This is a genomic window from Heyndrickxia acidiproducens DSM 23148 (genome assembly GCF_000374345.1).
GTDB classification, from domain to species: Bacteria; Bacillota; Bacilli; order Bacillales; family Bacillaceae_C; genus Weizmannia; species Weizmannia acidiproducens.
Map to the genome: position 1 here is coordinate 1 of NZ_KB894017.1, position 24686 is coordinate 24686.

21 protein-coding genes, 1 tRNA gene and 1 riboswitch are annotated in these 24686 nt (G+C 44.2%); of the genes, 17 read left to right on the top strand and 5 right to left on the bottom strand.

Annotated elements, in window-relative coordinates; all coding sequences use genetic code 11:
* The first annotated feature begins 304 nt into the window (after positions 1 to 304).
* Together C232_RS0114205 and C232_RS18765 are read left to right on the top strand one after the other, a co-directional pair.
* Positions 305 to 1099, top strand: coding sequence for a GNAT family N-acetyltransferase (locus tag C232_RS0114205; protein ID WP_026314617.1), 795 nt, complete (start codon positions 305 to 307; stop codon positions 1097 to 1099).
* Between the two features lie 147 nt (positions 1100 to 1246).
* Positions 1247 to 1666 carry a histidine phosphatase family protein gene (locus C232_RS18765; RefSeq protein ID WP_306301581.1) on the top strand — a complete coding sequence of 140 codons (420 nt, stop codon included), beginning with the start codon at positions 1247 to 1249 and terminating at the stop codon, positions 1664 to 1666.
* Between the two features lie 184 nt (positions 1667 to 1850).
* On the opposite strand, the gene C232_RS0114215 is transcribed toward C232_RS18765, so the two are convergent.
* Both C232_RS0114215 and C232_RS0114220 read right to left on the bottom strand, forming a co-directional pair.
* Positions 1851 to 2678, bottom strand: coding sequence for a hypothetical protein (locus tag C232_RS0114215; RefSeq protein WP_018664820.1), 828 nt, complete (start codon positions 2676 to 2678; stop codon positions 1851 to 1853).
* A gap of 13 nt (positions 2679 to 2691) precedes the next feature.
* Positions 2692 to 2877, bottom strand: a complete 186-nt coding sequence (locus C232_RS0114220) for a DUF8096 family protein (protein ID WP_018664821.1) — start codon at positions 2875 to 2877, stop codon at positions 2692 to 2694.
* A gap of 289 nt (positions 2878 to 3166) precedes the next feature.
* Here C232_RS0114220 and C232_RS0114225 point away from each other — a divergent pair, with 289 nt between their 5' ends.
* The 7 genes from C232_RS0114225 (at position 3167) to C232_RS0114260 (ending at position 11235) form a co-directional block, all read left to right on the top strand.
* Positions 3167 to 4507, top strand: a complete 1341-nt coding sequence (locus C232_RS0114225; RefSeq protein ID WP_018664822.1) for a C1 family peptidase — start codon at positions 3167 to 3169, stop codon at positions 4505 to 4507.
* 569 nt (positions 4508 to 5076) lie between these two features.
* A complete protein-coding gene (locus C232_RS0114230; protein WP_018664823.1) occupies positions 5077 to 5280 on the top strand; it encodes a hypothetical protein in 204 nt (67 codons plus the stop codon).
* A 31-nt stretch (positions 5281 to 5311) separates the two neighbouring features.
* Positions 5312 to 5620 carry a DUF3892 domain-containing protein gene (locus C232_RS0114235; RefSeq protein ID WP_018664824.1) on the top strand — a complete coding sequence of 103 codons (309 nt, stop codon included), beginning with the start codon at positions 5312 to 5314 and terminating at the stop codon, positions 5618 to 5620.
* A 135-nt stretch (positions 5621 to 5755) separates the two neighbouring features.
* Positions 5756 to 7567, top strand: a complete 1812-nt coding sequence (locus tag C232_RS0114240) for a M3 family oligoendopeptidase (RefSeq protein ID WP_018664825.1) — start codon at positions 5756 to 5758, stop codon at positions 7565 to 7567.
* 288 nt (positions 7568 to 7855) lie between these two features.
* Positions 7856 to 8845, top strand: a complete 990-nt coding sequence (locus C232_RS0114245; protein WP_018664826.1) for a D-isomer specific 2-hydroxyacid dehydrogenase family protein — start codon at positions 7856 to 7858, stop codon at positions 8843 to 8845.
* 700 nt (positions 8846 to 9545) lie between these two features.
* On the top strand, positions 9546 to 10964 hold the full coding sequence (locus C232_RS0114250) for an MFS transporter (RefSeq protein WP_026314618.1): 1419 nt from the start codon (positions 9546 to 9548) through the stop codon (positions 10962 to 10964).
* Between the two features lie 198 nt (positions 10965 to 11162).
* A tRNA-Val gene (locus tag C232_RS0114260) sits at positions 11163 to 11235 on the top strand.
* A 371-nt stretch (positions 11236 to 11606) separates the two neighbouring features.
* Here the strand turns inward: C232_RS0114260 and C232_RS0114265 are convergent.
* Entirely contained in the window at positions 11607 to 12782 is a 1176-nt protein-coding gene (locus C232_RS0114265) for an AGE family epimerase/isomerase (RefSeq protein ID WP_018664828.1), read from the bottom strand.
* A 76-nt stretch (positions 12783 to 12858) separates the two neighbouring features.
* A complete protein-coding gene (locus C232_RS0114270) occupies positions 12859 to 13725 on the bottom strand; it encodes an SDR family oxidoreductase (protein WP_018664829.1) in 867 nt (288 codons plus the stop codon).
* A gap of 293 nt (positions 13726 to 14018) precedes the next feature.
* Here C232_RS0114270 and C232_RS0114275 point away from each other — a divergent pair, with 293 nt between their 5' ends.
* From C232_RS0114275 to C232_RS0114300, 5 genes are all read left to right on the top strand, one after another.
* Positions 14019 to 14222: a hypothetical protein gene (locus C232_RS0114275; RefSeq protein WP_026314619.1), complete on the top strand. Its 204-nt coding sequence runs from the start codon at positions 14019 to 14021 to the stop codon at positions 14220 to 14222.
* A gap of 651 nt (positions 14223 to 14873) precedes the next feature.
* Positions 14874 to 15788: an SDR family oxidoreductase gene (locus C232_RS0114285; protein ID WP_018664832.1), complete on the top strand. Its 915-nt coding sequence runs from the start codon at positions 14874 to 14876 to the stop codon at positions 15786 to 15788.
* 189 nt (positions 15789 to 15977) lie between these two features.
* Positions 15978 to 16123: riboswitch (adenosylcobalamin (AdoCbl) riboswitch) on the top strand.
* A 56-nt stretch (positions 16124 to 16179) separates the two neighbouring features.
* On the top strand, positions 16180 to 17652 hold the full coding sequence (locus C232_RS0114290) for a prenyltransferase/squalene oxidase repeat-containing protein (protein WP_018664833.1): 1473 nt from the start codon (positions 16180 to 16182) through the stop codon (positions 17650 to 17652).
* A 2-nt stretch (positions 17653 to 17654) separates the two neighbouring features.
* Positions 17655 to 18449, top strand: a complete 795-nt coding sequence (locus C232_RS0114295; RefSeq protein WP_040400168.1) for a DUF4430 domain-containing protein — start codon at positions 17655 to 17657, stop codon at positions 18447 to 18449.
* Between the two features lie 15 nt (positions 18450 to 18464).
* Entirely contained in the window at positions 18465 to 19046 is a 582-nt protein-coding gene (locus C232_RS0114300) for an ECF transporter S component (protein WP_018664835.1), read from the top strand.
* 149 nt (positions 19047 to 19195) lie between these two features.
* On the opposite strand, the gene C232_RS0114305 is transcribed toward C232_RS0114300, so the two are convergent.
* Positions 19196 to 19702: a CBO0543 family protein gene (locus C232_RS0114305; RefSeq protein WP_018664836.1), complete on the bottom strand. Its 507-nt coding sequence runs from the start codon at positions 19700 to 19702 to the stop codon at positions 19196 to 19198.
* Between the two features lie 361 nt (positions 19703 to 20063).
* Between C232_RS0114305 and C232_RS0114310 the strand changes: the two genes are divergently transcribed.
* From C232_RS0114310 to essA, 3 genes are all read left to right on the top strand, one after another.
* On the top strand, positions 20064 to 20360 hold the full coding sequence (locus C232_RS0114310) for a WXG100 family type VII secretion target (RefSeq protein WP_018664837.1): 297 nt from the start codon (positions 20064 to 20066) through the stop codon (positions 20358 to 20360).
* 124 nt (positions 20361 to 20484) lie between these two features.
* Positions 20485 to 24189: a type VII secretion protein EsaA gene (gene esaA, locus C232_RS0114315; RefSeq protein ID WP_235801547.1), complete on the top strand. Its 3705-nt coding sequence runs from the start codon at positions 20485 to 20487 to the stop codon at positions 24187 to 24189.
* Positions 24176 to 24673, top strand: coding sequence for a type VII secretion protein EssA (gene essA, locus C232_RS0114320; RefSeq protein ID WP_018664839.1), 498 nt, complete (start codon positions 24176 to 24178; stop codon positions 24671 to 24673). Before esaA ends, essA begins: the two co-directional genes overlap by 14 nt.
* Positions 24674 to 24686 lie beyond the last annotated feature (13 nt).

A 24686-nucleotide genomic window follows, 5' to 3' on the forward strand; every position in this document is an offset into this window, starting at 1 on the left:
AATTCTTTGTAATACCGGCGTTTCGTAGATGTTTCAGTATTTTTAGTTCCTTGAATGTGCTTTTTATTTCATTTGGCAGTTGCTTATTTAGGTCATTATTCGCTATCATAATAGGAGGCACCTCTTCTGTTTGGTAGTTTTTTCTCGTCAGTTAAACTATACCAAACGTTGGGGTGCTTTTTCTTTTATGAAGCATTTGTCAAGGAACATATTCAGCTGTTCATTGGTCTACGCAGTGATTGGGGTAGACTATATTTTTACACTGCGAAAGTTGAGTCATTACATTTAAAAAAAGGGGAGTATGATGATCAGGAGATTGAACATGGAAGACCATGAACAATGTTTTCAATTATTAAAAACAAGGAGCGCAGAGAATTTATTTATTATCGGTGATATTGAAAAGTACGGATACGAACAGGACTTTCAAAAGCTTTGGGGCAATTTTAACGCAGACGGCTTACTCACTGCTATTCTGTTAAAATATGAAAGAAATTACATTCCGTTTGCTGCAGGGCCTTTTGATGCAGAAGGCTTTGCTGACATTATGTCACAAGACACTGATTTTTCCATGATGTCCGGAATCAAGGAGATTACTGAAAAAATTGAGCCTTTTATAAAAATAAAATTAAAAAGGAAAAGGCAAACCCACTATGCAAAATGTACACAATTAAACCGGGATTTAGCTGGCATGGACTGCTCGATTGTACAAAAGGCCAAACCGAGTGATGCGGAAGCACTGACAGCATTGCTCGATTCCATTTCTGAATTTAGAGATTCAGTGGTTCGTGAAGAAACAAGACGGCGGGGACTGGAGGATGGTTCTTCCCGTTCATATTTTATTATGGAAGAGGGATGCATGGTTTCGACAGCATCAACGGCAGCCGAAAATTCATTATCGGCCATGGTTGTCGGCGTTGCAACTGCAGAAGGTTACAAGAAAAAAGGTTATGCAACCAAATGTATGGTGAAGCTTTGCCGCGATCTGTTTTTGGAAGGTAAGGAGCTATGTTTGTTTTATGATAATCCGGCAGCCGGTGCCATTTATAAGCGGATCGGGTTTCAAGATATCGGATTCTGGATGATGAACCGCTATGCTTAAATACAGAGCAGTGAGGGAATGTGATGGAATTGAAAAAAATTTATCTGGTTCGGCATTGCGAGGCGGAAGGGCAGTCATCCACAGCAAGTCTGTCAAAATGGCAAGCAGCAAGCACTAAATTTAAGTGATTTTTTTACGAAAATTTCGATTGACCGGATTGTTTCAAGTCCTTTCAAGCGTGCAGTTCAATCGGCCACGCCGCTTGCCAGGCGGCGTGGCCTTGAAATTGAAACTGACACCCGCTTGGTGGAACGTGTCCTGAGCAGCAGATTTCTCCCGGATTGGTTGGAAAAACTGCAGGCATCATTCAAGGATCTTGATTTAAGATTTGAAGGCGGCGAATCGGGCCGCGAAGCGATGAACCGAATTGTACAAGTAGCAGACGAAATTTGGAAAGGCGAAGCGAAACATACAATAATGGCCACATACGGGAATCTAATGGCATTGCTTTTAAAACATTATCATGAAGATACTGGATTTGAAGAGTGGTGCAAGCTTACGAATCCTGATGTGTTTTTGTTAACTTGGTTGGATCATGAAGTTAAATGGCAAAGAATATGGAAATGAGAGGCGCGGGACAGGGGGGCAATTCCCTCTTCCCGCTATTTCCGGTTTCAGTGATCAATGATCAGCTTGTCGATTACCACGGCAAGCAAAGTTTATGCTGAATACCGGATCAAATTAATAAATAAGAAACTTTTCCGAGTATAAGTGCTCCCGGTGCCATACGACGGGGGCTTTGTCCGGTCCTTTAGATTTCAATCCGCAAATAACAGCGGTCATCATAGGAATTCAGACCCTTTGTCATTCCCTTGACCGAAATGATCCTGCGATAACAAAGCGGATCCTCGGCCAGTGCTTCTTTGAGATAATGCTCGGTTTCGGCAAGCGTTTTGAACAACACAGGGTAGCCGTCACTTGCCAGCGCTACTTCCTGAATATTGGGCGGGAGGGGAATGATTTTTGCATCCTTCATTTGATAACCGAATCCGCTGATGGTGGAATAGGCAAATGGCGAATCGATATCCGCGTTTAAAAATACCTGCTGCATTTGCAACAACGGCAGGATTTCCTCATGCCCGCAATTTATTTCCAGCAATTCTGCTTCCGTTTTCCCTTGCAGAAGCTGATATTCGATATAATACTTCCTGGCCATGCCCGTTAGCTTATCGACCGGTTTTTCGTTTGTCAAACGCCCGCCGGCATAGGCCTGACAGTCGCCAAACAGCCAAACTTCACGGCGCTGCCGGCTGTAGACCGCCATGCTTGCCGCCGGGATTTTGTTCGGGTCCTCACGCATCTGGCCGAGCACACCGAATTTTTCATATTGTTCCAGCAAATATTTTTCGATGACTTTTACAAAAGCTTCCGCGTCCAGATCCGCTTGGTCAATTGAGGCCACCGCATCTTTCATCTGCTCAGCGATGAATCTTCCGGTTGTCTTGCCGTCAATCGCGAGTGTGCTTTTTGCTGTCGCGCCATCAATCACAGCGGCAAAGTGTTCTGTTACGATCCATGCATCCTCACACAAGGGCGGGTCCGGATTCTTCCCTTGCATAAATATTTCCAGAACTTTCATCTGCTCCCCTTCTTCATATGCTCTTTTTCATCCCGCAGCGCCGGCATTCACGCAGAAACACGCCGTGCTTCACCGAAGATTTAAAATGGCTGTAGCCGCAGTTATCGCAGCGGCCGGGATGGATGTCCGGCATTTCCTTGTAATCATAAATGATGCTTGTGTCATAGCCTTTTGTTTCATAATCCTTTTCTTCACTCATATGTCCCACCTCGGATAGGAATTGCTATTTATAGGATAACATATTGCCGGAAAAGTGGAGAAAAATTACACAAAGTAATGGACATTGTTGCTCGTATACTTTGTAAGTTTGGGTGAATCGATTGTCGGCCCGCCTCTTGAAGAAAAGAGCGTTAACCTGATGCAATTGATTTTTTAAAAAAGAAAGCTGATCTGTTTCAGCCATATGCCTGTCCTGATCACAAAATTGTCCTATCATACAGAAAAAAGCGTATAATGAAGAAGAATGAGTATTGAAAGGAAGCGATCAGATGACGAAAGAAATTACACCGGAGATGGCAGAAAGCTTTTCTTCAACAATCCAGGAAGTACCGCAAAATAAAGTAATTCAGGATGCGGTCATGAAAAACGGCATTAAAGCCTCGACGTTAAACAATGATTCCATCGTATCTATGAATCATGTATTCTCAAATGAAATTGAAACTGGAAAAGTATCCAACCAAAAACAAAGCGGGCGCTGCTGGATGTTTGCAGCCCTCAATACGTTTAACCACAAACTAATGGCACAGTTTAAATTAAAAGACTTTGAGCTTTCCCAAAACTATACGAACTTCTGGGATAAGTTTGAAAAAGCCAATTACTTCCTGGAAAGCATCATCGAAACAGCAGACGAGCCGCTTGAAGGGAGACTGGTTTCCTGGTTGCTGGAGACCCCGCAGCAGGATGGCGGACAATGGGATATGCTTGTTTCATTAATCAAAAAATACGGAGTCGTCCCGAAACAAGCAATGCCGGAAACATTCAACAGCAGTAACTCGCGCGAACTTAACCCGCTTTTAAATGCAAAACTGCGTGAAGATGCAATGAAACTGCGAAAATTGCATCAGGAAGGCAAAACGGAGAAGGAGCTTCAGCAGGCGAAGGATAAAATGCTCTTAGAAGTCTATAAGCTGCTAGTTTTTGCACTCGGTGAACCGCCAAAAACGTTTGATTTTGAGTTCCGCGATACGGATAAAGTTTTCCACCGCGAACAAGGTATTACACCGCAAGCGTTTTTCAAAAAATATGTCGGGTTTGAACTCGATGATACCGTCAGCATTATCAACGCGCCGACAAAAGACAAACCATTTGGAAAAACGTATACCGTGCAGTATCTTGGAAATGTCGTTGGCGGCAAACCGATCAAATATTTAAATGTTGATATGGACACTTTTAAAAATCTGGCTGTGCAGCAAATCAAAGACAACCGCAGCGTCTGGTTCGGCTGCGATGTAGCGGCGTCTTCGGACCGGAATCAAGGCATTATGGATACGGCGTTATATGATCTTGAAAAAGCGTTTGGATTTTCATTTGAAATGACAAAAGCGGAGCGCCTTGATTATAAGGACAGTGTGATGACGCACGCGATGGTGTTAACCGGCGTAAATCTTGTGGACGGCAAGCCGGACCGCTGGAAAGTCGAAAACAGCTGGGGCGAAAAAGTCGGCAAAGATGGATATTTTGTGATGAGCGATGCGTGGATGAATGATTACACGTATCAGATTGTCGTCGATAAAAAATATCTTTCAGACGAATTGAAACAAGCTTGGGAACAAGAACCGATCGTCCTGAAACCTTGGGATCCGATGGGGTCATTAGCATTAATGAAATAGGATTGTTTTGAAAATGACGTGTGGGGGCACACGTCATTTCGTATATATCCTCCTTTTCCTAGGGAGAATGAAAGCCCGTGCCGGAGGAAAACCCGTGCCCCCGGTCGATCATAAAGTGAATGAAAGCCCATGTCGAAAGAAAACCCGTGCCCCCGGTCGATCATAAAGTGAATGAAAGCCCAAGCCGGAGTAAAACCCGCGCTTCCGGTCGTTCATAGGTGGAATGAAAGCCCATGCCGGAGTAAAATCCTCGTGCGCGGTCGATCATAAAGTGAATGAAAGCCCAAGCCGGAGTAAAACCCGCGCTTCCGGTCGTTCATAGGTGGAATGAAAGCCCGCACCGGAGGAAAACCCGCGCTTCCGGTCGTTCATAAGAGGAATGAAAGCCCGCACCGGAGTAAAACCCGCGCTTCCGGTCGTTCATAGGTGGAATGAAAGCCCGTATCGGAAGAAAATCCTCGTGCATGGTCGCTCATAGGCAGGAATACTTCTTCTTACTATTCTCCCCCGAAAACGAGTAAAACGCCGCTGTTGGCATAAACTATGGAAAATGGAAACGAGGTGCTGCTATGCAAGATCACGAAGCAAATTTTACTGCAGCTGGAACGAATATTGATGAAGTGAAAAAGAAAAACGCACAGTCCGGCATGTCTTATAACGAAGTAAAAGCTTTTCTTGCTGAAACGACAGGAGGAAGGGGGACGGCAGCATTCAGCGATACCGATATAGAAGCAGTCAGAAAGAAACTGCAACAATCCGGGAACGATGAATAGTGAGGTCATGAAAACAGAGGGGTGATGAGAAATGGAACAGAGAGACTTTGAAGCAATCTACAATCAGTACAGGGAACAAAGCAACGTACAGGAAGATGAGGGTCAAACCAATGATATGGGCAAAGAAGAAATTGTGGCTGTCCGCAAAAATGACGATGGCGATATTATTGCCTTCAAAACCAAATCAGGCCGTGAGCTGGACTATGTTACGGCATTACACGAAGCAAAAGCCGGGCGTATTGCCCATATTGATGTTTTTCACAAATATGGCAGGGATATCATCCGAAGCGAACCGGATGGCATTCGGGAAAACAACTTAGACCAGTTACCGTTATTTTAAAATATCAGTAAGGGCACCTTTAAAAAATAAAGGTGCCAAACTTTTAATTGCCCACCATACAGAAAATCTTTAAACAAATGTATTTCTATTCTTTTAAAAACACAGTAAAATGGTAAGGGAAAAGGAGTTGGTCAAATGAAATACATAGATACATGGGATTTAGATGCGATTATTCCCGGAGGCACGAAATCGCCGGAATTGCAAACAAAATTGCAGCATATAAAACAGGAAATCCAGATATATCAGGATCTCCTGGCACAATGGAATTTTGCAGAAAACAAGTCTGCAGAACCGTTTAAGGCAATTTTGAAAAAGCAGGAAGACATCGGCAAAGGCCTCGGCCAATCCGCAACCTTTGTGCATATGTGGCATGATGCGTATATGAATGATGAATACGCGAATGTTGTAATGGGGCAGGTGATGGATTTATCCAGCGAAGTCCGGAAGCTGTCCACCACATTCCAGAAAAAACTGGTTGCAATCCCGGATAATGACTGGCAAACCCTCTTAAAAGACAAGGAATTAAATAAAGTATCCTTTGCCCTCAATGAAACAAGAGATGAAGGCAAACGCTTGTTATCGGAAGAAGAAGAAAAGATCATTACAGAACTGAACCAGGATGGCTTGGCAGGCTGGAGCAGACTTTACGACACGGCTGTTTCAATCATGACGATCCCGTTTACAGACAAAGAAGGAAAAACAACGGAATTATCGGTGGGCCAGGCGATGAACCGGATGTATGCCGACCCGGACCCGGACGTGCGCAAGCAGATTTTTGAAAATTGGGAAGCAGCCTGGGAAAAATATGCACCCATTTTTGCCGATACACTCAACCATTTGGACGGCTATCGGATTACGCTGCAAAAAGCCCATCACCGTAAAAACTTTCTTGAAGAACCGCTGGAGTACAACCGGATGTCGGAACAAACGCTGGATGCGATGTGGTCAGCCGTAGCCGGGAACAAGCAGCCGTTCCTCGACTTTTTAAACCAGAAAGCAAAAATTTTCGGGATGGAAAAATTGGGCTGGCAGGATGTTGATGCACCCGTTGCTTTAGGAGAAATCAAACCAACCCGTTTTACTTATGATGAAGCTTGCGATTTCGTCATTAAAAATTTTACATCTTTCGGCCCGAAACTGTCTGCTTTTGCCAAACATGCACTTGAAAACCGCTGGGTGGAAGCGGAAGACCGGCCGAATAAGCGCCCGGGCGGCTATTGCACGGGGCTGCCGGAATTTGAAGAATCACGGATTTTCATGACATTTACCGGCTCCACCAATGACGCCAGTACCTTAGCCCATGAACTCGGCCATGCGTTCCACAGCCATGTGATGCGCGACTTGCCATGGTTAAACCGGGAATATGCCATGAATGTGGCAGAAACGGCCAGCACTTTTGCCGAAACGATTATTGGCAATGCGACCGTCGCCAATGCAAAATCGAAAGCGGAAAAAGTGACGCTTTTAAATTCGAAAATGGAAAACGCCACGGCCATGTTCTTAAATATTCATGCACGCTTTCTATTTGAAAAATCTTTTTATGAAGAACGCAGCAAGGGCATTGTTTCCGAGCAAAGGCTGAATGAATTAATGACCAATGCGCAAAAAGAAGCATACGGGGACAGCTTGTCCGGCTACCATCCGCATTTCTGGTGCAGCAAATTGCATTTCTTTATCGACGATGTGCCGTTCTACAACTTCCCGTACACATTCGGTTATTTATTCAGCCTTGGCATTTATGCTGAATACTTAAAACACCCGGAAGGCTTTGAAGACAAGTATATTGCTTTACTGCGCGATACCGGCAGCATGAAGGTTGAAGAATTGGCCATGAAACATCTTGGCGTTGACCTGACAAAACCGGACTTCTGGACAGCCGGAATCCAATTGATGGCAAAGGATGCAGAAGAGTTTATTTCACTCACTGATGAAATACTGAATCAATAATATTTTCCTCATAAGAAAAAATCATAGCGATCTCTAGTGTATCGCTATGATTTTTTATTTTTCATATCATTGAAAGAACCACCAGTCTAACATCAGCTGGATATCTATCCGGTTTATTTAAGATTAGTCTATTGATAACGTCTGTTCAATGTGATTCTGCAAGGTCAAACAAGTCGCTATTAAAAGAACAATATCTTTATTTCAATTATTTATACTTATTGATACAATTATAACAGGAAAAGTTTAACCCGGAGTATTAAAAATGATTGATTGAAAGGAAGCTGGCGTATGAAAAAAGTGGTTGCTTATGAGACCAGGGTGGATGAATTACCGTTATTTCAAAAATTCTCAGGAAAATTTGATTTGGACATCAAGTATATCGATGATGTGTTAACACCTGAAACGGCACTGGAAGCAAAAGGTGCTGAGGCTGTGACGATCCTTGGAAATTATCCGGTTGGCTCCGGAACTTTCAGGGCTTTAAGAGATGCCGGCGTAAAGTATATCGGCCTGAGGACAGCAGGATATAATAATATCGATCAGGAAGCCGCCAAAGCATATGGCATCCGTTTTTCGAATGTGACCTATTCGCCTTATTGCGTGGCCGATTTTGCAACGATGCTGATTTTGATGTGTGTGCGCAAAGCAAAGCAGATCCTAACCCGTGTCCAAGCACAGGACTTTTCTGTGAAAGGCATTCAGGGCAGGGAAATGCATAATTTAACGATCGGGATTATTGGCGCCGGCAGAATCGGCAGCATTGTTGCAAAAAATTTATCCGGTTTTGGCTGCAACATTATTGCACACGATACTGTTGAGAGAGATGAATTGCGCGGCATCCTGAAATATGTATCTTTGGATGAACTGCTGGCGGAAAGCGATGTGATCACCTTACACACACCCCTGTTCGAAAGTACATACCATATGATCAATCAGGATCGTATTGCGAAAATGAAGGACGGTGTCTGCATCATCAATTGTTCCCGTGGTGCCGTAGTGGATACAGATGCGCTCATCGCAGGGATTGAAGCGGGGAAAGTCGGCGCTGCCGGGATTGATGTCTTGGAGCATGAAGAAGAGATTTTTCATCATGACCGCCGTTCGGATATTTTGACCCACCGCCAGCTTGCCGTTCTGAAATCTTTTCCCAATGTGATCGTCACGCCGCACACTGCTTTTTACACCGATCAGGCGGTTAGTGATATGGTAGAGATGGCGCTTACATCGCTTGTATCCTTTATGGAAACGGGTGAGAGCAGGTGGGAGATAAAAGAATGAAATGGAGCAGCCTTTTTTCAAACACATATTGAATCACCATAAAAAGCGCCAATGATAATTGGCCTTTTTTATTTTCTCTTTTTCATCCCCCTTCTCTTTTACAGCATTGTTATGTTAGCCTGAACCGGTGAAATAGATGGGGGAAATCCGATTTTTTGCACTGAGATCTTGATTATGGTAAACTAGTAAATGAATCATTCACTCGTTCACTCATCTGATGAGCGTTGTCCGGTTATTCATCCATGTTTATCCCGTTTTAAACGGCATTATAACCCCCTTTCAATATTTAAGGTATAAAGAAGATAGGTGGGAAAACCAGCTGCCCAAAAAATTTTTAGAAGCGTCTGAAGCCTTCGTTTCCTGTCAGTCACAGTCCATCTCAAGCCCATTTTTACTTTGCTTACTACACACTTACCCGCTATCTTCAAGTAGTTTATCAATTTATTACACTACATATGCCTGTCTCTATTCGTTGGTTTTCTGGAAATATTAGTAAAAACGCCGAAGTTCGAGTGGTTTTTGAATTTCAATGATTCCCATTTTAAATCGTCTGCGGATTTTTGGAAAAGAAAACCATAACCATTACGGTAGATGAAAAAATCTTTTATCCATGATTCATAAGGTATTCAAAAAGACCCAATCTTTACAGAAGGGAAGACAGTTGCCGAAAACTATCATATTAAGGAGTAGACCTGATAAAATGATATTTAATAAGAAAAAAATTAACATCGTTAATATTCGACAAACGAAAAAAAGTGTGTTTGCTACAGGAGTAGGAAACGCTATGGAATGGTTTGATTTTGGCTTATATTCCTATTTAGCTGTAATTATCAGCCGGAACTTTTTTAGTGCCGTGGAGAATGACGAGCTGAAATTAATGTTCACATTTGCAACATTTGCGATTGCCTTTTTAATGCGCCCTATAGGTGGTATTATATTTGGCAGAATCGGAGATAAATATGGGAGAAAAGTTGTTTTAACCATCACGATTATTTTAATGGCTTTTTCCACTCTGCTAATTGGATTATTACCTACGTATGAGCAAATTGGAGTATGGGCCCCGGTGCTCTTATTAATAGCCAGAATTATACAGGGCTTTTCAACTGGCGGCGAATATGCCGGTGCAATGGTTTATATTGCAGAATCTTCTCCGGATAATAAACGTAATGTGCTTGGAAGCGGGCTGGAAATTGGTACGCTTGCCGGTTATATATTAGCTTCAATCCTTGCCAGTGCCCTCTTCATCACGCTAACTGACCAACAGATGGCCGCATGGGGCTGGCGAATTCCATTTTTGCTCGGCTTACCTTTAGGGTTGGTTGGATTTTATTTAAGAGCTCATTTAGAGGAAACACCTATTTTTGAAAATGAACTCTCTGAGGATGATGTCCAAGAGGAAAGCTTCCTTTCTATTTTAAAAAATCATAAAAAAGACATTCTGGTATGTTTTGTATCTGTCGCATTCTTTAATGTAACAAACTATATGTTATTATCCTACATGCCATCTTATTTAGATGAAGTTATTGGATTATCCGGTACGGTAGGAACGGTATTCATTACGCTGATTATGGTGATTATGGTGCCGCTCGCTTTATTGTTTGGAAAGCTCAGTGACAAAATTGGAAACAAGACGGTTTTAGTAATTGGTTTAGGTGGATTAACCTTATTATCTGCCCTTGCATTTTATTTAATCAATTTGAATACATTTGTATTTATATTTTTAGGTATCCTCATTTTAGGTATTTTGCTTTCAACCTATGAAGGCACGATGCCTGGAACTTTACCAACAATGTTCTACACAGATATTCGATACAGAACACTGGCTGTGACTTTTAATGTTTCTGTTTCATTATTTGGCGGAACGACCCCGCTCGTATCAACATGGCTGGTCCACCAAACCGGCAATGCCCTGGCACCTGCTTTCTATCTGACAATCTTCAGCTTTATCGGCTTTTTCGTCATATTGTTCTTGTTCAGCAGTACTTCCGGAAAATCTCTAAAGGGTTCTTACCCAACGGTTGCTACGAAGTCTGAGTATAAAGAAGCGGTAGAAAATCCAAGAGATTCATTGTGGTGGCTGAAAGAACAACAAGTGGAAAATAAACGTCTGTACAATTGAATGGCTGCACGGAATATTGGAATCCATCTTCACTTTATTTGCCGGAGATGGCTGTGCATGCCGGCCTTTTCCGGATCACAGCACAGCCTTTTAAAAAGAAAAAACACCAAATCCTTTGGTGTTTTTTCTTTTTACTTTTTTCGTTGACAAATAGTCTAATCCCGTGTAAAATGAATAGTGTCCGATTCAGTTCATTATGATTCCGTAGCTCAGCTGGGAGAGCGCCACCTTGACAGGGTGGAGGTCGCTGGTTCGAGACCAGTCGGAATCATCCTTTCGAGAAAGCTTGTAAGCCTTGTATATCAAGGGTTACAAGCTTTTTACTTTCTATATTTTTTTCTACAAAAACCAGGCAGTTTTCATGAATCCGGTTTCAGTAATCCAAATGGGATTGTGTGCTTAATTTTTTATAAAACCGGTAAACATCAAGAATTTGCAGGGAACCCTTACCGCCTCAAATTGATGATAAGATCTGTTGGTCAAATGATGGCGTTCCTTATAATAAAGGAGGGGTATGCCACTTTCTTTCACGGCACCTCTCCTCCCTTTTTCTTCATTTCTGATATGATTTATGTGCAGACGGTTATGAAATGACTGGCACGGTTTATAAGTACTGATAGTTTCCTAATGCTTATGCTTTGATTACGAAAATGCCTGCAGTGCCTGGTAGCAGGCAGCGACGGGATGGTAGTCGGTTTTCGGCGGGGAGCTTTTCGGGCCGGCCGCGCGTTCATTTATTCGGTTAAGCATTTTGAACCAGCCTCCGTATTGGTGGTCGATCAAATAGTCGGAAGCATAAGAAAACAGCTGATTGTACCGCTCCGAATAGACGCTTTTTCCGGTTTTGGCGGCAAGAAGCGCGGAGGCGGCGATGGCTTCCGATATCACCCAGTAGTTTTTGTCCATATCAATGACTTCCCCTTGTGGAGAGAGTGCGAAAAAGATGCCGCCGAATGTTTCATCAGCGCCTTTCTCCCAGGCTTTCCCGTAAAGTTCTTCAGCTGTCTCCAGTATCCAGGGTTCAGAGCGATGGCGGTCAAGCCACATCAACAGTTTGCTCCATTCCAGCTGATGGCCGGGAATAAAACCGTACGGGCGGAATTCATCTTTTGTTTGGTGAAGATGATAGGTCCAATCCGGCTGCCAGTCAGGCGTGTAGTTTTCCCAAATCATTCCGCCGGATCTCTCTTTTAATGTGCGGCAGACGCTTTCAGCCAATTTATATGCCCGGTTTAAGTATTTCTTTTCGCCGGTTGCTTCGTACGCCGTAAGCATGGCTTCACACATATGCATATTTGCGTTTTGCCCGCGGTAGGAAGAAAGTTTTGTCCAGGATGCATTCCACTCATCCCGGTAGAGCCCGTAGTCTGGATCCCAGAAATGCTGCTCCGTAACATGGTAAAGATCCTCGATCAGTTCCTTCGCGCCCTGGATTCCGGCTTGATAAGCAATTGCGGCTGCCAACAGGGCGAATGCATGACCGTATGCCATTTTGGCGGGATCTTTTACCTTCTGCCCTTTTAATTCAAAGAAGTAGCCGCCATATTTTTTATCATGATGCTGGTTTTTCAGAAATTCAATACCGTGGGCTGCGGCCTGTTCACACCATTTCGGCCCGCCAATCAGGGAGCCAATGCTGAAATTGTAAATAAAACGGCTTGTACCAACCAGATGTTTGGTTTCCCGGTCATTTATGGAGCCATCATCGAGAAAGCCGTTTATATAGCCGCCGTTTTCCATATCAATACAGGCGGGATAATAAAATTCAAGAATATGAATGATTTGTTGTTTTAAAACTTGAGGATCCTTAAAGTTCATATCATCGCATCCTTTTGTTAATTTAGCAGGGTGAGTAAAAAAACTGCAGAAAGGCTTTTCTGCAGTTTTTTTACAATCAGGATGACATTGTCATTCCGCCGTTGACATGGATGCACTGGCCGGTAATATAAGCCCCTTCATCAGAAGCTAACAGCACATATGCACCTGCATGGTCGGCCGGCTGTCCCGGGCGGCCGAGCGGCGTTTGCAGTCCGAAGCTTTCCACTGTCTTTTCATCAAAAGTGGAAGGAATGAGCGGTGTCCATATCGGCCCTGGAGCCACCATATTGACGCGTATGCCTTTTGGCACAAGATTTTGCGCAAGGCTGCGCGTAAACCCGACAATTGCCCCTTTGGTAGCAGTATAGTCCAGGAGTTTCGGATTGCCGGTATAGGGATTAATAGATGCCGTTGAAATGATGGCACTGCCTGTTTTTAAGTGCGGTACGGCATACTTGCACATATAAAAGACAGAATAAATGTTGGTTCGGAAGGTTTTGTCCCATTGTTCATGGGTAATTTCTTCAATATTTTCAGTAGGGTACTGCACGGCTGCATTATTAACCAAAATATCGAGTTTTCCAAACTTTGCTATCGTTTTTTCAATGAGCTCTTTACAAGTTGCTTCTTGAGAGACATCTCCCCGAAGCAGCAGACAGTCGACACCTTCTGCTTCAACAAGGCTCTTTGTCTCTTCAGCATCGCTTTGCTCATTCAAATAGTTTATGGCCACAAGTGCGCCTTCTTTCGCATACGCAATAGCAACGGCGCGCCCGATACCGCTGTCTCCGCCGGTAATCAGCGCCACCCGCCCTTTTAACTTTTCACTGCCTTTATAATCAAGCGGCTGGACAGGCCGTGGGTTCATCAGGGATTCAATCCCCGGCTGTTCCGGCTGGGTTTGGGCAGGTTGTCCATTTTTTTGCTGTTCGTAAATATTCATAGATGCATCCTCCTTATCTTAAGCAACATGATATTTATATAACCTGTGAAAAAAAAGAATAAACCTTAAAACAGAATCAGCAGCGGTTTAGAAGTTAGCCGGCCAGTGGATGAGAATGACTTCAGATTTGGCCGCGTTCCTATATCCCGGCCCGGCAGCATGGCATTCTTTGCAAGATGCCAGCTTTTTCAAGCCATTGATCGATCACCATGATGAAATAGTGGATGATTTAAGCTTTTGTATATTCCCATTCAGCTTGCATATCCTATATGCCGTAGGAGGGGGGTGTAATGATGCCAAATCAAAAAAACAACAATCAACAAAATGGCCAAAATGTGAAGGAAAATATTAAAAATACAGCCGGGGCTGCTTTCAACGCGGTTCATAGCGGATTGGAAGCAACTGAGGATGTTGCAATGAACGCGGTTGATGCAACTGCAAATGCCGTAAACAATGTTACGAATAAAGTGAGAAATAACAATAACAACAAGCAATAATGTAAGAGAGCAATGAGTGATGAAAAAAAGCGCCAAGTAAAATTGGCGTTTTTTTTTTCAAATCTTGACGGTAGGAACAGGTCATAGCGGAGGCGGCAGGCGCATCTGTTATGATGGGAGCCGAATGAAGAATGAGCCATATTTGAACACTAGCAGCTATTTTTAAGTATGCATGGATCTGTTCTTGCTGATAAAGCCTATGGCGGCTGGTAGGAAACAAAATCAAAAACGCAGCAATGTGAAAAGTCTGCAATGAAAACAGTTGATTATCCTGTCGCGAATTGCTTAGAAGCCGTCCAGGCGTTTATAAAATGATCATGTTCCTAAATAACAGGGTAATATTTTTCATATCTCGGATTGTAATAATAGGGAGGCCTCGGCCCTATTTGGGGCATTGACCAAGGATGCGGGTTGGCATTATAAAATATTTGCTCTTTTTTATCTGAATGATGCATGAGCACGCGCTTGACTTCCGGACTATACTGACCGTGATGCATGCTGAACCTCCTTGAAAAATGACTTTCCCTTTACGATATTCATTTTTCCAGTACTTGAGCCTGTACACTTTCTTTTTGAAAAATGCCGGGTCTTGCACCGTTTGGGCTTTTTTAGCATAAAGTAACTGGGAATTTGTTTATAGGAGGCTTACCCATGCCATATGATGATCAAGAGGATTATCCAATGTATCCCAATTACGGAAAGATAACACGCTATGAAGACGTTCCGATTACGGTGCCGGAACAACGCCAGCTCCGCCAGCCTGGTGTAGAAAAGCTGATGGTGCCAAGGCCGATCATTGAAAATCCTAATGAGAAAGGAAGCGGCAAGTTAAACAATAAGGTTGTATTGATTACAGGTGGTGATAGTGGAATTGGCGCAGCGGTGGCCATCGCTTTTGCAAAGGAGGGGGCTGATGTGGCCATCTCCTATTTAGACGAACATGAAGATGCGAACCGGACGAAGGCAAGAATTGAAGCGCTTGGGCAGCGTTGTTTATTATTGCCGGGTGACTTAAGGGATAAACAACAGTGCATTCGGATCGTGGAAGAAACGGTAAGCACTTTCGGGCAATTGCATGTGCTTTGCAATCATGTAGGAATCCAGTTTCAGCAATTAAGCTTATTAGATATTACGGATGAGCAATTTGATGATACCTTTAAGGTGAATATCTACTCGCATTTTTACACAACCCGGGCAGCGCTTCCATATCTTAAAGCAGGCAGTTCGATCATCAATACCACTTCTGTTGTGGCCTATAGAGGAAACAAGCAATTGATTGACTATACAGCGACGAAAGCGGCTATTGTTGGGTTCACCCGTGCCTTGGCAAACAATGTTATTGATAAAGGCATCCGGGTAAACGCGGTTGCACCCGGGAGGATATGGACACCACTCATACCGGCAAGTTTCTCCGCAGACCAGGTTACCCTTGTGGACAATCCAATGCAGCGTCAAGGCCAGCCATTTGAACTTGCCCCTGTTTATGTTTACCTTGCTTCCGACGATTCCCGTTTTGTAACAGGCCAAACTCTTCATATCAACGGAGGGGAGTGGATGTCATCCTGAATTAAGTGAATATTTCAATTGTAACCGTTTAATGAAATTCAACTTTAACTCGTTATCCTCGCAACTTGATGCCAAACAGCTTTTCAATCATGCGAATTTTGTCTTTTTATGAAAGTGCCTCTTTCCAAATGTACCAAATCGCGTTATGATGAAAGAGCAAAATCAAGGTGTTTTTTGCTTTTTTCGACAACAATTGAATAGACGCGAAGAGCAGATGGAAGCAGGTGAAAATCCTGCACGGTCCCGCCACTGTGATGGAAGTATTTCCTTAGTCAGATCTTTCTCTCTTCATGTGCTATTTTCATAACGCCTACGAGGTATAGGCGGAGAACGATCTTTCCCTTGTATACCTCTTCGTACAAGGGATATTTTTTTGAATGGGGGAAGAAAAATGGCACACAAAAAATGGCTGATTGCAATTGCGGTGTTTATCGCAAGCTTCATGGCATTCATGCCAATGCAATCCTTTGCGGCTGTATCTGTACAATCAGACATCAATACGACTGCCGATTACTATAAAGCTGGTGAGTTAACGGACGGATTGGTGGTTGCCGCGCTCGCAAAAGAAAACAAGCTGACGGCAAACGAGAAGAAAACCTATCGCAATTATTTATCCAATCAAATAAAAACCACGACATTAGGCGCAGCAGATTTGGACAAGGCCATTATCGCCTTAAAAGCAATAGGGGAAGACCCGGAAAATTTTGCCGGTAAAAACCTTGTTGAAATGGTCTATCGTTCCAGTGAAAGTAAGACTACAACGGGCTATGCGTATGATTTAATCGCATTAAATACGGGGGATTATACGATTCCGGATGACGCTGTTAATTCTCCGAAAGCGATCGTGGATAAGTTGACCAGCCTGGAGTACCATGACGGCGGCTGGAGCTGGGGTACAGGGGCAACTTCTTCAGATGTTGATTCAACGGGAATGGTGCTGACTGCACTTGCAACATACCAGGACCAGCATGACGGCGATGTAAAAGCGGCGATCAGGTACGGCATCCGTTATTTGAAAGCCGCAGAAAAAGACAATGCCGGTTTTGATAACTATGGCATAAATTCCAACAGCACCGCCCAGGCCATTATCGGCTTAACATCAGCCGGCGTTGATCCAACCGCAGGAGATTTTGTGAAAAAAGGAACGAACCCGGTATCCTTGCTCAGCACCTTTAAGGATAAAAAAAACGGCGGCTATAAATGGCAGACAACGAGTGAGGCTTCCGACTCGTTCTCAACCGCGCAGGTTTTTCAAGCATTGGTGGCCTATAATCAATTTGTAAAGGGCAGTTCCCTTTATGATTTCAGCACGGTTAGCAGTTCCAATTCCGCAGGCAGCACGGATACGTCAGACAACAATTCCGGCAGCACAGTTTCTGATATATCCTCTGATTCCGGAAGCGGTACAAGCACATCTTCTGATTCTGGCAGCACCAAAAGCACAACCGGGTCTGGCGGCAAATCCGGGGCCGGCACAACAACATCCGGTACAGCAAGTGATCCGGTTACAAAAGTGATAGAGCGTTCAACTGCAACAAAGGAAATCATCTCAAACAATCATACTGTGACAAATGATCACACGGTCACGAACAATGATACGACCACGAATAACCGTACGATTACGGAAAAACAGCCGGAACAGCCGGCTACAGCCCATGCAAAAACAACAACAGCAAAGGACGGAAAGAACACAGCACCCGTGCCTGCCATTACGGTTGTTCAAGACAATACACAACCAGCCAAAGTGGTGATTACAAAAACGACTGACATAAATCCGCTCCATGGCTGGGTAGGATTTTCAAGCGTCCTTGCCGGCGGAATTCTAATTGCGCTCCGGAAAACCATTTTAGGAAGGTGGGGATGAACATGCCAAATTTTAAACATACCCTTTACGATTTAGCGGCGCTTGCCTTGATTGTCTTTGGCGTCTGGTTCACCGTTGACGGCATCTCAACCCATACGACAACAGAAAAAACAGCAGCCGGCAGCCCGAAAATTGAAAAAGTCTTATATCAGGCTGATGGAAACACAAAAGCTTCCACTGTTGATACAAACGGCAAAGACGCAACAAAATCGGCAAATCAAGTTGTGCTTACCGAACCGAAAAACAGCAAAAACGAGGCAAACAGCAGCAGCACTTCAAATACCGGCAGCACAAACGCTAAAGACAACGCAGACAGCGGTGACAAATCAAACAGCGCCAATACTTCAACAAGCCATGATGGTACAACCAGTACGAAGACCGCTGTAATAAGCGGGAATACTTCTTCCGATGCTTCTTCATCCGGCTCAGGCAGCAGCGCTTCTTCTTCCGGAGGGACAAGCACGGCGGCGAGTACTCCGGCTAAACAGGAAACCGTGTCGGTAACAGTCAGAGGGTATAAAGGCACGATTGCGAGCGGGACGTATGCATACAATGATGGCGATACAGCATTTACCATGTTGGAGACGGCAGCAGACAAGAGCGGGTTCAGTGTCAATTCAACCGGTTCCGGGGCGACCGCATATGTGAAAGGGATCAATGGCCAAAATGAAGGGGACAAGAGTTCAACAAGCGGCTGGAAGTACACAGTAAACGGCAAAACGCCGAGCGTATCTGCCGGTGCGTACAAACTAAAGGCCGGAGACAAACTGGTCTGGTATTATGCAAAATCAGAATAAAAGGGGGTTTCCGTGATGAAACAACCCGCTGTAAAACCGAAGTCATATAAAACGGCCTCGGTTCTGACGAGAAAGATTACATTGCTTGCCTGCTTATCGGCATTAAGTATCGTCGGGCGCGTGTCAATGGCTGCCATTCCAAATGTACAGCCCTCGACGATGATCATTATTTGCGGATCACTGGTATTCGGTATCCAATTCGGGCTCGGACTGGCGGTGCTGACTGTCTTCGGTTCCAACATGATGCTCGGCATGGGGCCTTTTGTGTTCATGCAGTTGCTTGGCTGGGGGACGGTTGCCATTCTGTCGGGCCTGCTCGGAAAAAAAGCACTGTATAAAAAAATCCCCCATGTCGGGATGTCGATTTACGCTTCTTTTTCAGGCTATCTCTACGGTTTCCTGGTATCGTTGAATGTCCTCTTTATCGGCGGCCCGATTTCATTCTGGGCTTACTATATCGCCGGTCTCCCTTTCGATACGTACCATGCCGCCGGGAACTTTTTCTTTTACCTGCTTTTAAGCCCGATAATCATTCAATTGCTGGAAAAAGAAAAAAAGAAAATGGAGCTGATCCGCGGGCAGGCAAACGGCCATTAAAAAAAGCGAAGAATGCTTTCAAAAGCATTCTTCGCTTTTTTAATAGGATGACAATTTTGCTTTCATCATGTATATTCCAGCCATATAAGCAATGCCACAGTGTGTTTCAGTTTTGCCTGTATAAAAAATCAGCATGCCACACCGGTATTTCAAAGTAATTTTGGCCGTTTGGAAATCTTATTGTTGAAAAACCGGATGATGGCAATGATCCCTCTGCATAATAGCAGTTTGCTGATTAAACTAAGCAGTGAATGCTGCCATGACCAACCTTTATTCCACACAATCAGCCGTGTCTTTTTGGCTGCAATCATTTCAAAGATGACTTGCGGAATGACTAAGGAGAGCAGTTTTAAAATGAATCCGGCTGGTTTGCTGTTCAAAGTCCACTGATTATAGTAAAGCAGCATAAGTGGATAATGGATAAAATCAAACGGGAGATGAATCTTAAATATTTTCGCAAGCGGCCTGACAGGGTATTTTAAATATCTTTTTGAAACCAGGTACTTGTCTAAAAACGAATTACCAATGATGCTTACCAGGTATATGATCACCCAGTCTTTGAGCGGGCGTTTGAAGATGGCAAATGGCAATAGCAGCAACGGGACGGCAGTCAATAACGTTAAAAGGACGGAATTGGTACTTGCTTTTCTGATCATCATGAAAACCTCCGCTAATATGGTGTGTATGGTTGGCAGTGATTATGTACCGTTTTTTGCAAATCCGGCAGCCTATACGATTTGAAAAAACAGGAAAAAGGAACTGCTAAATGTAATATTTGACATATTAAACCCATTTATTTCTAACCGAATGAACCAATTGGACTATGCTTTTACGACTTGTTTAGTTTGATAGGCCTAAAAAAGCAATAAACACCGGAAATGAACTAAGAAAATAGTCCTGCAGAATCTTTTGAAAAAACTGGCGTTTACTTGACGAACTTGCTGATTATGAGTTAATTAATATATAGGTATTTTTTTGTTTCCATGTTTTTTAAATGATTAAAAGGAGGAAAAGAAATTGGCAGGAACAATTCGGATGACGCCGGAGGAATTGAAAGCAAAAGCGCAACGCTACGGGCAAAGCGGGCAGCAAATCGAACAAATTTTAAGAGAGTTAACAAATTTGCAGAATGAGTTGCGCGGAGAATGGGAAGGCCGTGCTTTCCAGGGATTCGATGATCAATTCAATCAATTAAAACCTAAAGTCCAAAATTTTGCGCAATTAATGCATGACATTCATACACAGTTGAACAAGACAGCGGATGCGGTTGCTCAACACGACGAAGAACTTTCACGGAATTTTGGGCTTCAATAACTGTTTTTCTTGTTAAATACGTATGCATGATTCCGTTCATTAAGAATCTTTGCCGAAGGAGCCACGCGACAACTGTTGTGTGGCTCCTTCTGTCTATTACATACGAAAAAAGGAGTGGAAAAGATTGAAAAGGTGGTTCTTGGTGTTTGCCGTTTTTCTGCTCTTAATGCTTGGGCTTTCTTCCGGCAGTGCCTATATGGCTTTTAATGCTGCCTCAAAAGGAGTCATCCGCAACGATGATCAGAAAATGGCGGTTGCCCTTGTGAACGAGGATGAAGGCGGGAGCTTTAACGGAAAAAAATATGCTTTCGGCAACGAATTTGTTAAAAATATCGAAAAAGATAACAGCCAAGATTGGTATGTCGTCAGCCGCGGGGTTGCCGAAAGCGGCCTGAATACAAACACGTATAATATGATGATCGTGATCCCGAATGATTTTACAGAAAAGGCTTTATCGATTACTTCTTCAACGCCTGAAAATGTGGTGCTGGATTATAAAGTTAATGCATCCGGAAGTACGGGTTTAAAAACGAAAGCTGAAAAAACCGCAAACTCGATTCTGGAAAACTTTAACCGCCGGATTATTGATGTTTACTTTGCCAGCATCTTAGGAAATCTGCATGATGCCCAGGATAATGTCACGACACTGATCAAAAAGGAACAAGACCACACCAATTACTACATAAACCGGGTACATGCGCCGTTATCGGGGTATACAAACCAGTTCAGTTCAGTACAGGAAGAATCCAAGCTTTCAAAAAATGCGTTTAAAGGATTCCAGGATCTGATCAAAGGGAACGGCAGCCTGCTTGCAGAGAGCGAAAAGGAAGGGGACGCCTACCAAACCGGGTTGCTCGATTATGTAAAAATGAAAAATGCCAATGAGATGCTCTCAAGCAGCTTTGCAGACCAGCTCCAGGCTTTTCATGACAATCTAAACAATGAAGCCATCCAGCAGCAGCTTGACACTCTGCTGCTCGCCAACCAGGCCGTTAACGCGCAATTTCAAGCCCGGGCGGATCAGGATGGAAATATCCTCGCACAGTCCGGCTCGATACAAACGTATCTGGCATCCACAAAGGGCGCCATTCAGGAATTGCAAACGGATTTAACAGCAAAATTAAATACGGATCTCGAACAATCCATTGCCGCACAACTGCAAAAAGAGATGAGCGGGGCAGATCAAAAAGTTGCCTTGGACCAGTTTTTCAAAAACCCGGATGAAGCCATTCGGCAGCGCATCCAAAAACAAATCAGCCGGCTGCCTTCGTTAGAACTGAGGGAAATTGAAAACGCGGATTTGGATGATTCGGTTTCAGCACAAATGAAAAATGTCATTGCCGTCAGCAAACAATATGGCAATGAATTCGGCTACGATCCTGAACCAAAAGATGATCAACTGCCTATTGTCGAACAGGTCAATCAGATTAAGCAAGACTTGACAGATTCAGGTTTGACTTTAACAGATAAGGTGGAAGAACTCCCAAGAAGCAAAAAACCGGGGCAGATTTTTACATTAAGCATTCCGAAAGCATTTTCTCTGGAAAAACTAACACTCATTTTACCGGATGGAGAGGAAAAAAAATTAGAGGACAACCAAATTGTTCTTCCGGCAACCGAAAAAGGTGCTTTCACCGTAAAGGCAGATGTTAAATTGAAGGACGATGCACTAGACGAGGTGAAGCTGTTCGAGCCGGTGAAATGGTCGTGGCAAATTGAACAAAAAGATGCTGAAAATGATGGAAAGGCCAAAAATGCAGGGGGACAGACTGCCAATTCCGGCAAGCCGGACAGCTCAGAAACTGCGGCTGATCGCGGGACCGGGACAAAAGCTGATCCTGACAACGCCTCCAATTTGGAAGTAACCCGCACGGCTTCTAAAGTTTCAGCCGGACAGCGTTCCATTAAGGCAGCTGCTGAGGAAAATTCAACAGCCGCGGTACCAAATGGGGACCCGGATGCACAAAGCAGAAACGCAGGCACAAGCGGTAATAGCGGGAATGCCGATAACGGAAACGCCGGCATAAGCGATGATAACGGGAATACAGATAACAGCGGAAACGCCGGCATAAACGGCGACGCGAATACAGATAACAGCGGAAGCACCGGCACAAACGCCGACGGGAACGCAGATAACAGCGGAAACACCGGTACAAACGACGGTAACGGGAACGCAGATAACAGCGGAAACACCGATACAAATGGCAATGATGGGAAAACGGATAATAACGGAAACGCCGGTACTAACGGCGATGGGAATGCAGATAACGATGGAAACGCCGGCACAAGCGATGATAACGGAAACACGGACCATACCGGTGGCAGCAATACCGGCACGCAAACACCGGAACCGGTGAAAGTCGTCAACAACACGATCTCGCATCAAGTGATGACCAAACTTACGGATGACCCAAGCGGGAAACTGATGCAGGCTCTGAATGACACCATCAAAGACTACCAAAAAACTGCAATGCTGTATGAACTGTATTTTGGAAAAGATGTTTCCGTGCTCGCAGACGACAGCACTGGAAGTTTAAAGGATGCTGCAAGCAAAGATTCCCTGTATTACTTGTTCAATCAGCAAAATATTGCCGATGTACTGGCCGGGTATATTGCAGGCTATATTACAAACGATGTCCGCGGGCAGACAGAAAATCTGAAAAATAAGATCGATTCTTACCTCCAGCTTGTCCAGGAAACACAAACCCATGCGGACGGGATGGCTGCACAAATTCAAAACACAATTGCACAGGCGGATACGCTGAATGCAGGCGTTGCCGAAACACTGAAAAACCTGGATGCCTGGCGGAAAGCGAGCCTCGAATTACAGGATGGAAATGGGAAAATTGCGGCAAGCCAAAGTGAAGAAGGCAGTAAAGTAATGGCATTGGGAGACCAGTTCAAATCTTTACTGGCAACGAGCCAGGCTTTAAAAGAAGAATCAGCCAGCAATCTGCACTCAGCAGATACGGTGTATACAACCTTCGACGAAATTGACAAACAGGCAAATGAAATCAAGGCGAGCGGCCAAACCTTGGTGAAACATGCCAATACGCTTTCCGGCAACCTGGCCAATAAGTTAGCAAATGACCAAAAATTTGCGAAGAACTTTGCCGGTGTGCTGGCAAACAGCCGGGTTGGAAACCGGCCAAATGAAGATCTATTAAACTTTTTATCCAATCCGGTGCAAACGAAAAACAGCGGGCTGATCACCGCTAAAAACAGTTTTGTCCCTTATTACCTGGTTTTAATTTGTTTTATTGCCGCCCTGTTTACGGCCTATGTGATTTCAAGCTATGAAAGAAAACGAAAGGCGGACGACACGTTTGAAGAAGAAAGGGCGCTTCCTTTTGCCAATATGCCGATTACCTTGGTTATTGCGGGAGTGGGTCTTGCAGAAGGCATCCTGATCGGCTTGATTTCGGATTCGTATCTGCATATCGCACGTGATCAGGCACTGTCATGGGTAGGATGGATCACCTTGATTACCTTTACGCTGCTTTCTTCGGCAACTTACCTGCTTAGGCAGCTCAGAATGGCGGGCATGTTTCTGCTATTGATGGTGTTCAGTATGTACCTGTTTTTAACCGATGCGCTCGGCAACCATTTTGATCCGGATTCTGCAGCAGGGACATTGCAGAAGCTTTCTCCTTTGCAGTATATCCAGAATTTGCTCTCGGGATTTGACAGCAACACGGTGAATACGGCCCAATACCTGGTTGTGTTGCTTGCCATCAGCATATTGGCGGTCATCGGCCACCTGTTTGTGCTGAACCGCTTTACAAAAGCAGGAAAGGTTGATGAGGAAGATGTTCATGAAGTGCTGTAGCACAGCAATTGCGGCTTTGCTGGCCGCACTTTTTCTCTATGCCGTTCCATCTTTTGCAGCCGGCAGCTTGGATAACAGCGGGAAATTAAAGATTGAAGCAGACCGGATTGGAGAAGACAATTCTGAATCAGACGCAGGGCAGTCTGAGACCGAACAGGAAAGAATTGCACCTGATTTGTTTAAAAATCAGACACGGTCAGCCATTCGGGAAAAGCAGCAGGAAAGTCAGGCGGCCCGGAAAAACTTGCAAAAAGAAATTTTCTCAGGCGGTTCGCTGCCGGATGCTGAACAAACCAGCATGGCAAAAATCAAGGAATCGTTATTCTCTGAAAGTTACAGTTCCAATCCAGCGGTTGCAAATGCTCCATCCCGCCAGGAAAAACAGCAGGAAAATGGCGGCGATCATCTTTTGGCCGGCTCCATTGTCGGCATCGCCTGTATTTTGGGCGGGGGCATTTATGCAGCTATGCGCAGGACGACATAAAGGGGAGAAAAGC

Coding starts and splice junctions, on each gene's coding strand:
- C232_RS0114215 (WP_018664820.1), bottom strand. CDS start 2,678: ATGAAAGTTCTGGAAATATTTATGCAAGGGAAGAATCCGGACCCGCCC.
- C232_RS0114245 (WP_018664826.1), top strand. CDS start 7,856: ATGAAAAAAGTGGTTGCTTATGAGACCAGGGTGGATGAATTACCGTTA.
- C232_RS0114285 (WP_018664832.1), top strand. CDS start 14,874: ATGCCATATGATGATCAAGAGGATTATCCAATGTATCCCAATTACGGA.
- C232_RS0114250 (WP_026314618.1), top strand. CDS start 9,546: ATGATATTTAATAAGAAAAAAATTAACATCGTTAATATTCGACAAACG.
- C232_RS0114225 (WP_018664822.1), top strand. CDS start 3,167: ATGACGAAAGAAATTACACCGGAGATGGCAGAAAGCTTTTCTTCAACA.
- essA (WP_018664839.1), top strand. CDS start 24,176: ATGAAGTGCTGTAGCACAGCAATTGCGGCTTTGCTGGCCGCACTTTTT.
- C232_RS0114220 (WP_018664821.1), bottom strand. CDS start 2,877: ATGAGTGAAGAAAAGGATTATGAAACAAAAGGCTATGACACAAGCATC.
- C232_RS0114295 (WP_040400168.1), top strand. CDS start 17,655: ATGCCAAATTTTAAACATACCCTTTACGATTTAGCGGCGCTTGCCTTG.
- C232_RS0114275 (WP_026314619.1), top strand. CDS start 14,019: ATGCCAAATCAAAAAAACAACAATCAACAAAATGGCCAAAATGTGAAG.
- C232_RS0114205 (WP_026314617.1), top strand. CDS start 305: ATGATCAGGAGATTGAACATGGAAGACCATGAACAATGTTTTCAATTA.
- C232_RS0114300 (WP_018664835.1), top strand. CDS start 18,465: ATGAAACAACCCGCTGTAAAACCGAAGTCATATAAAACGGCCTCGGTT.
- C232_RS0114270 (WP_018664829.1), bottom strand. CDS start 13,725: ATGAATATTTACGAACAGCAAAAAAATGGACAACCTGCCCAAACCCAG.
- C232_RS0114240 (WP_018664825.1), top strand. CDS start 5,756: ATGAAATACATAGATACATGGGATTTAGATGCGATTATTCCCGGAGGC.
- C232_RS0114265 (WP_018664828.1), bottom strand. CDS start 12,782: ATGAACTTTAAGGATCCTCAAGTTTTAAAACAACAAATCATTCATATT.
- C232_RS0114235 (WP_018664824.1), top strand. CDS start 5,312: ATGGAACAGAGAGACTTTGAAGCAATCTACAATCAGTACAGGGAACAA.
- C232_RS0114290 (WP_018664833.1), top strand. CDS start 16,180: ATGGCACACAAAAAATGGCTGATTGCAATTGCGGTGTTTATCGCAAGC.
- C232_RS0114230 (WP_018664823.1), top strand. CDS start 5,077: ATGCAAGATCACGAAGCAAATTTTACTGCAGCTGGAACGAATATTGAT.
- C232_RS0114305 (WP_018664836.1), bottom strand. CDS start 19,702: ATGATCAGAAAAGCAAGTACCAATTCCGTCCTTTTAACGTTATTGACT.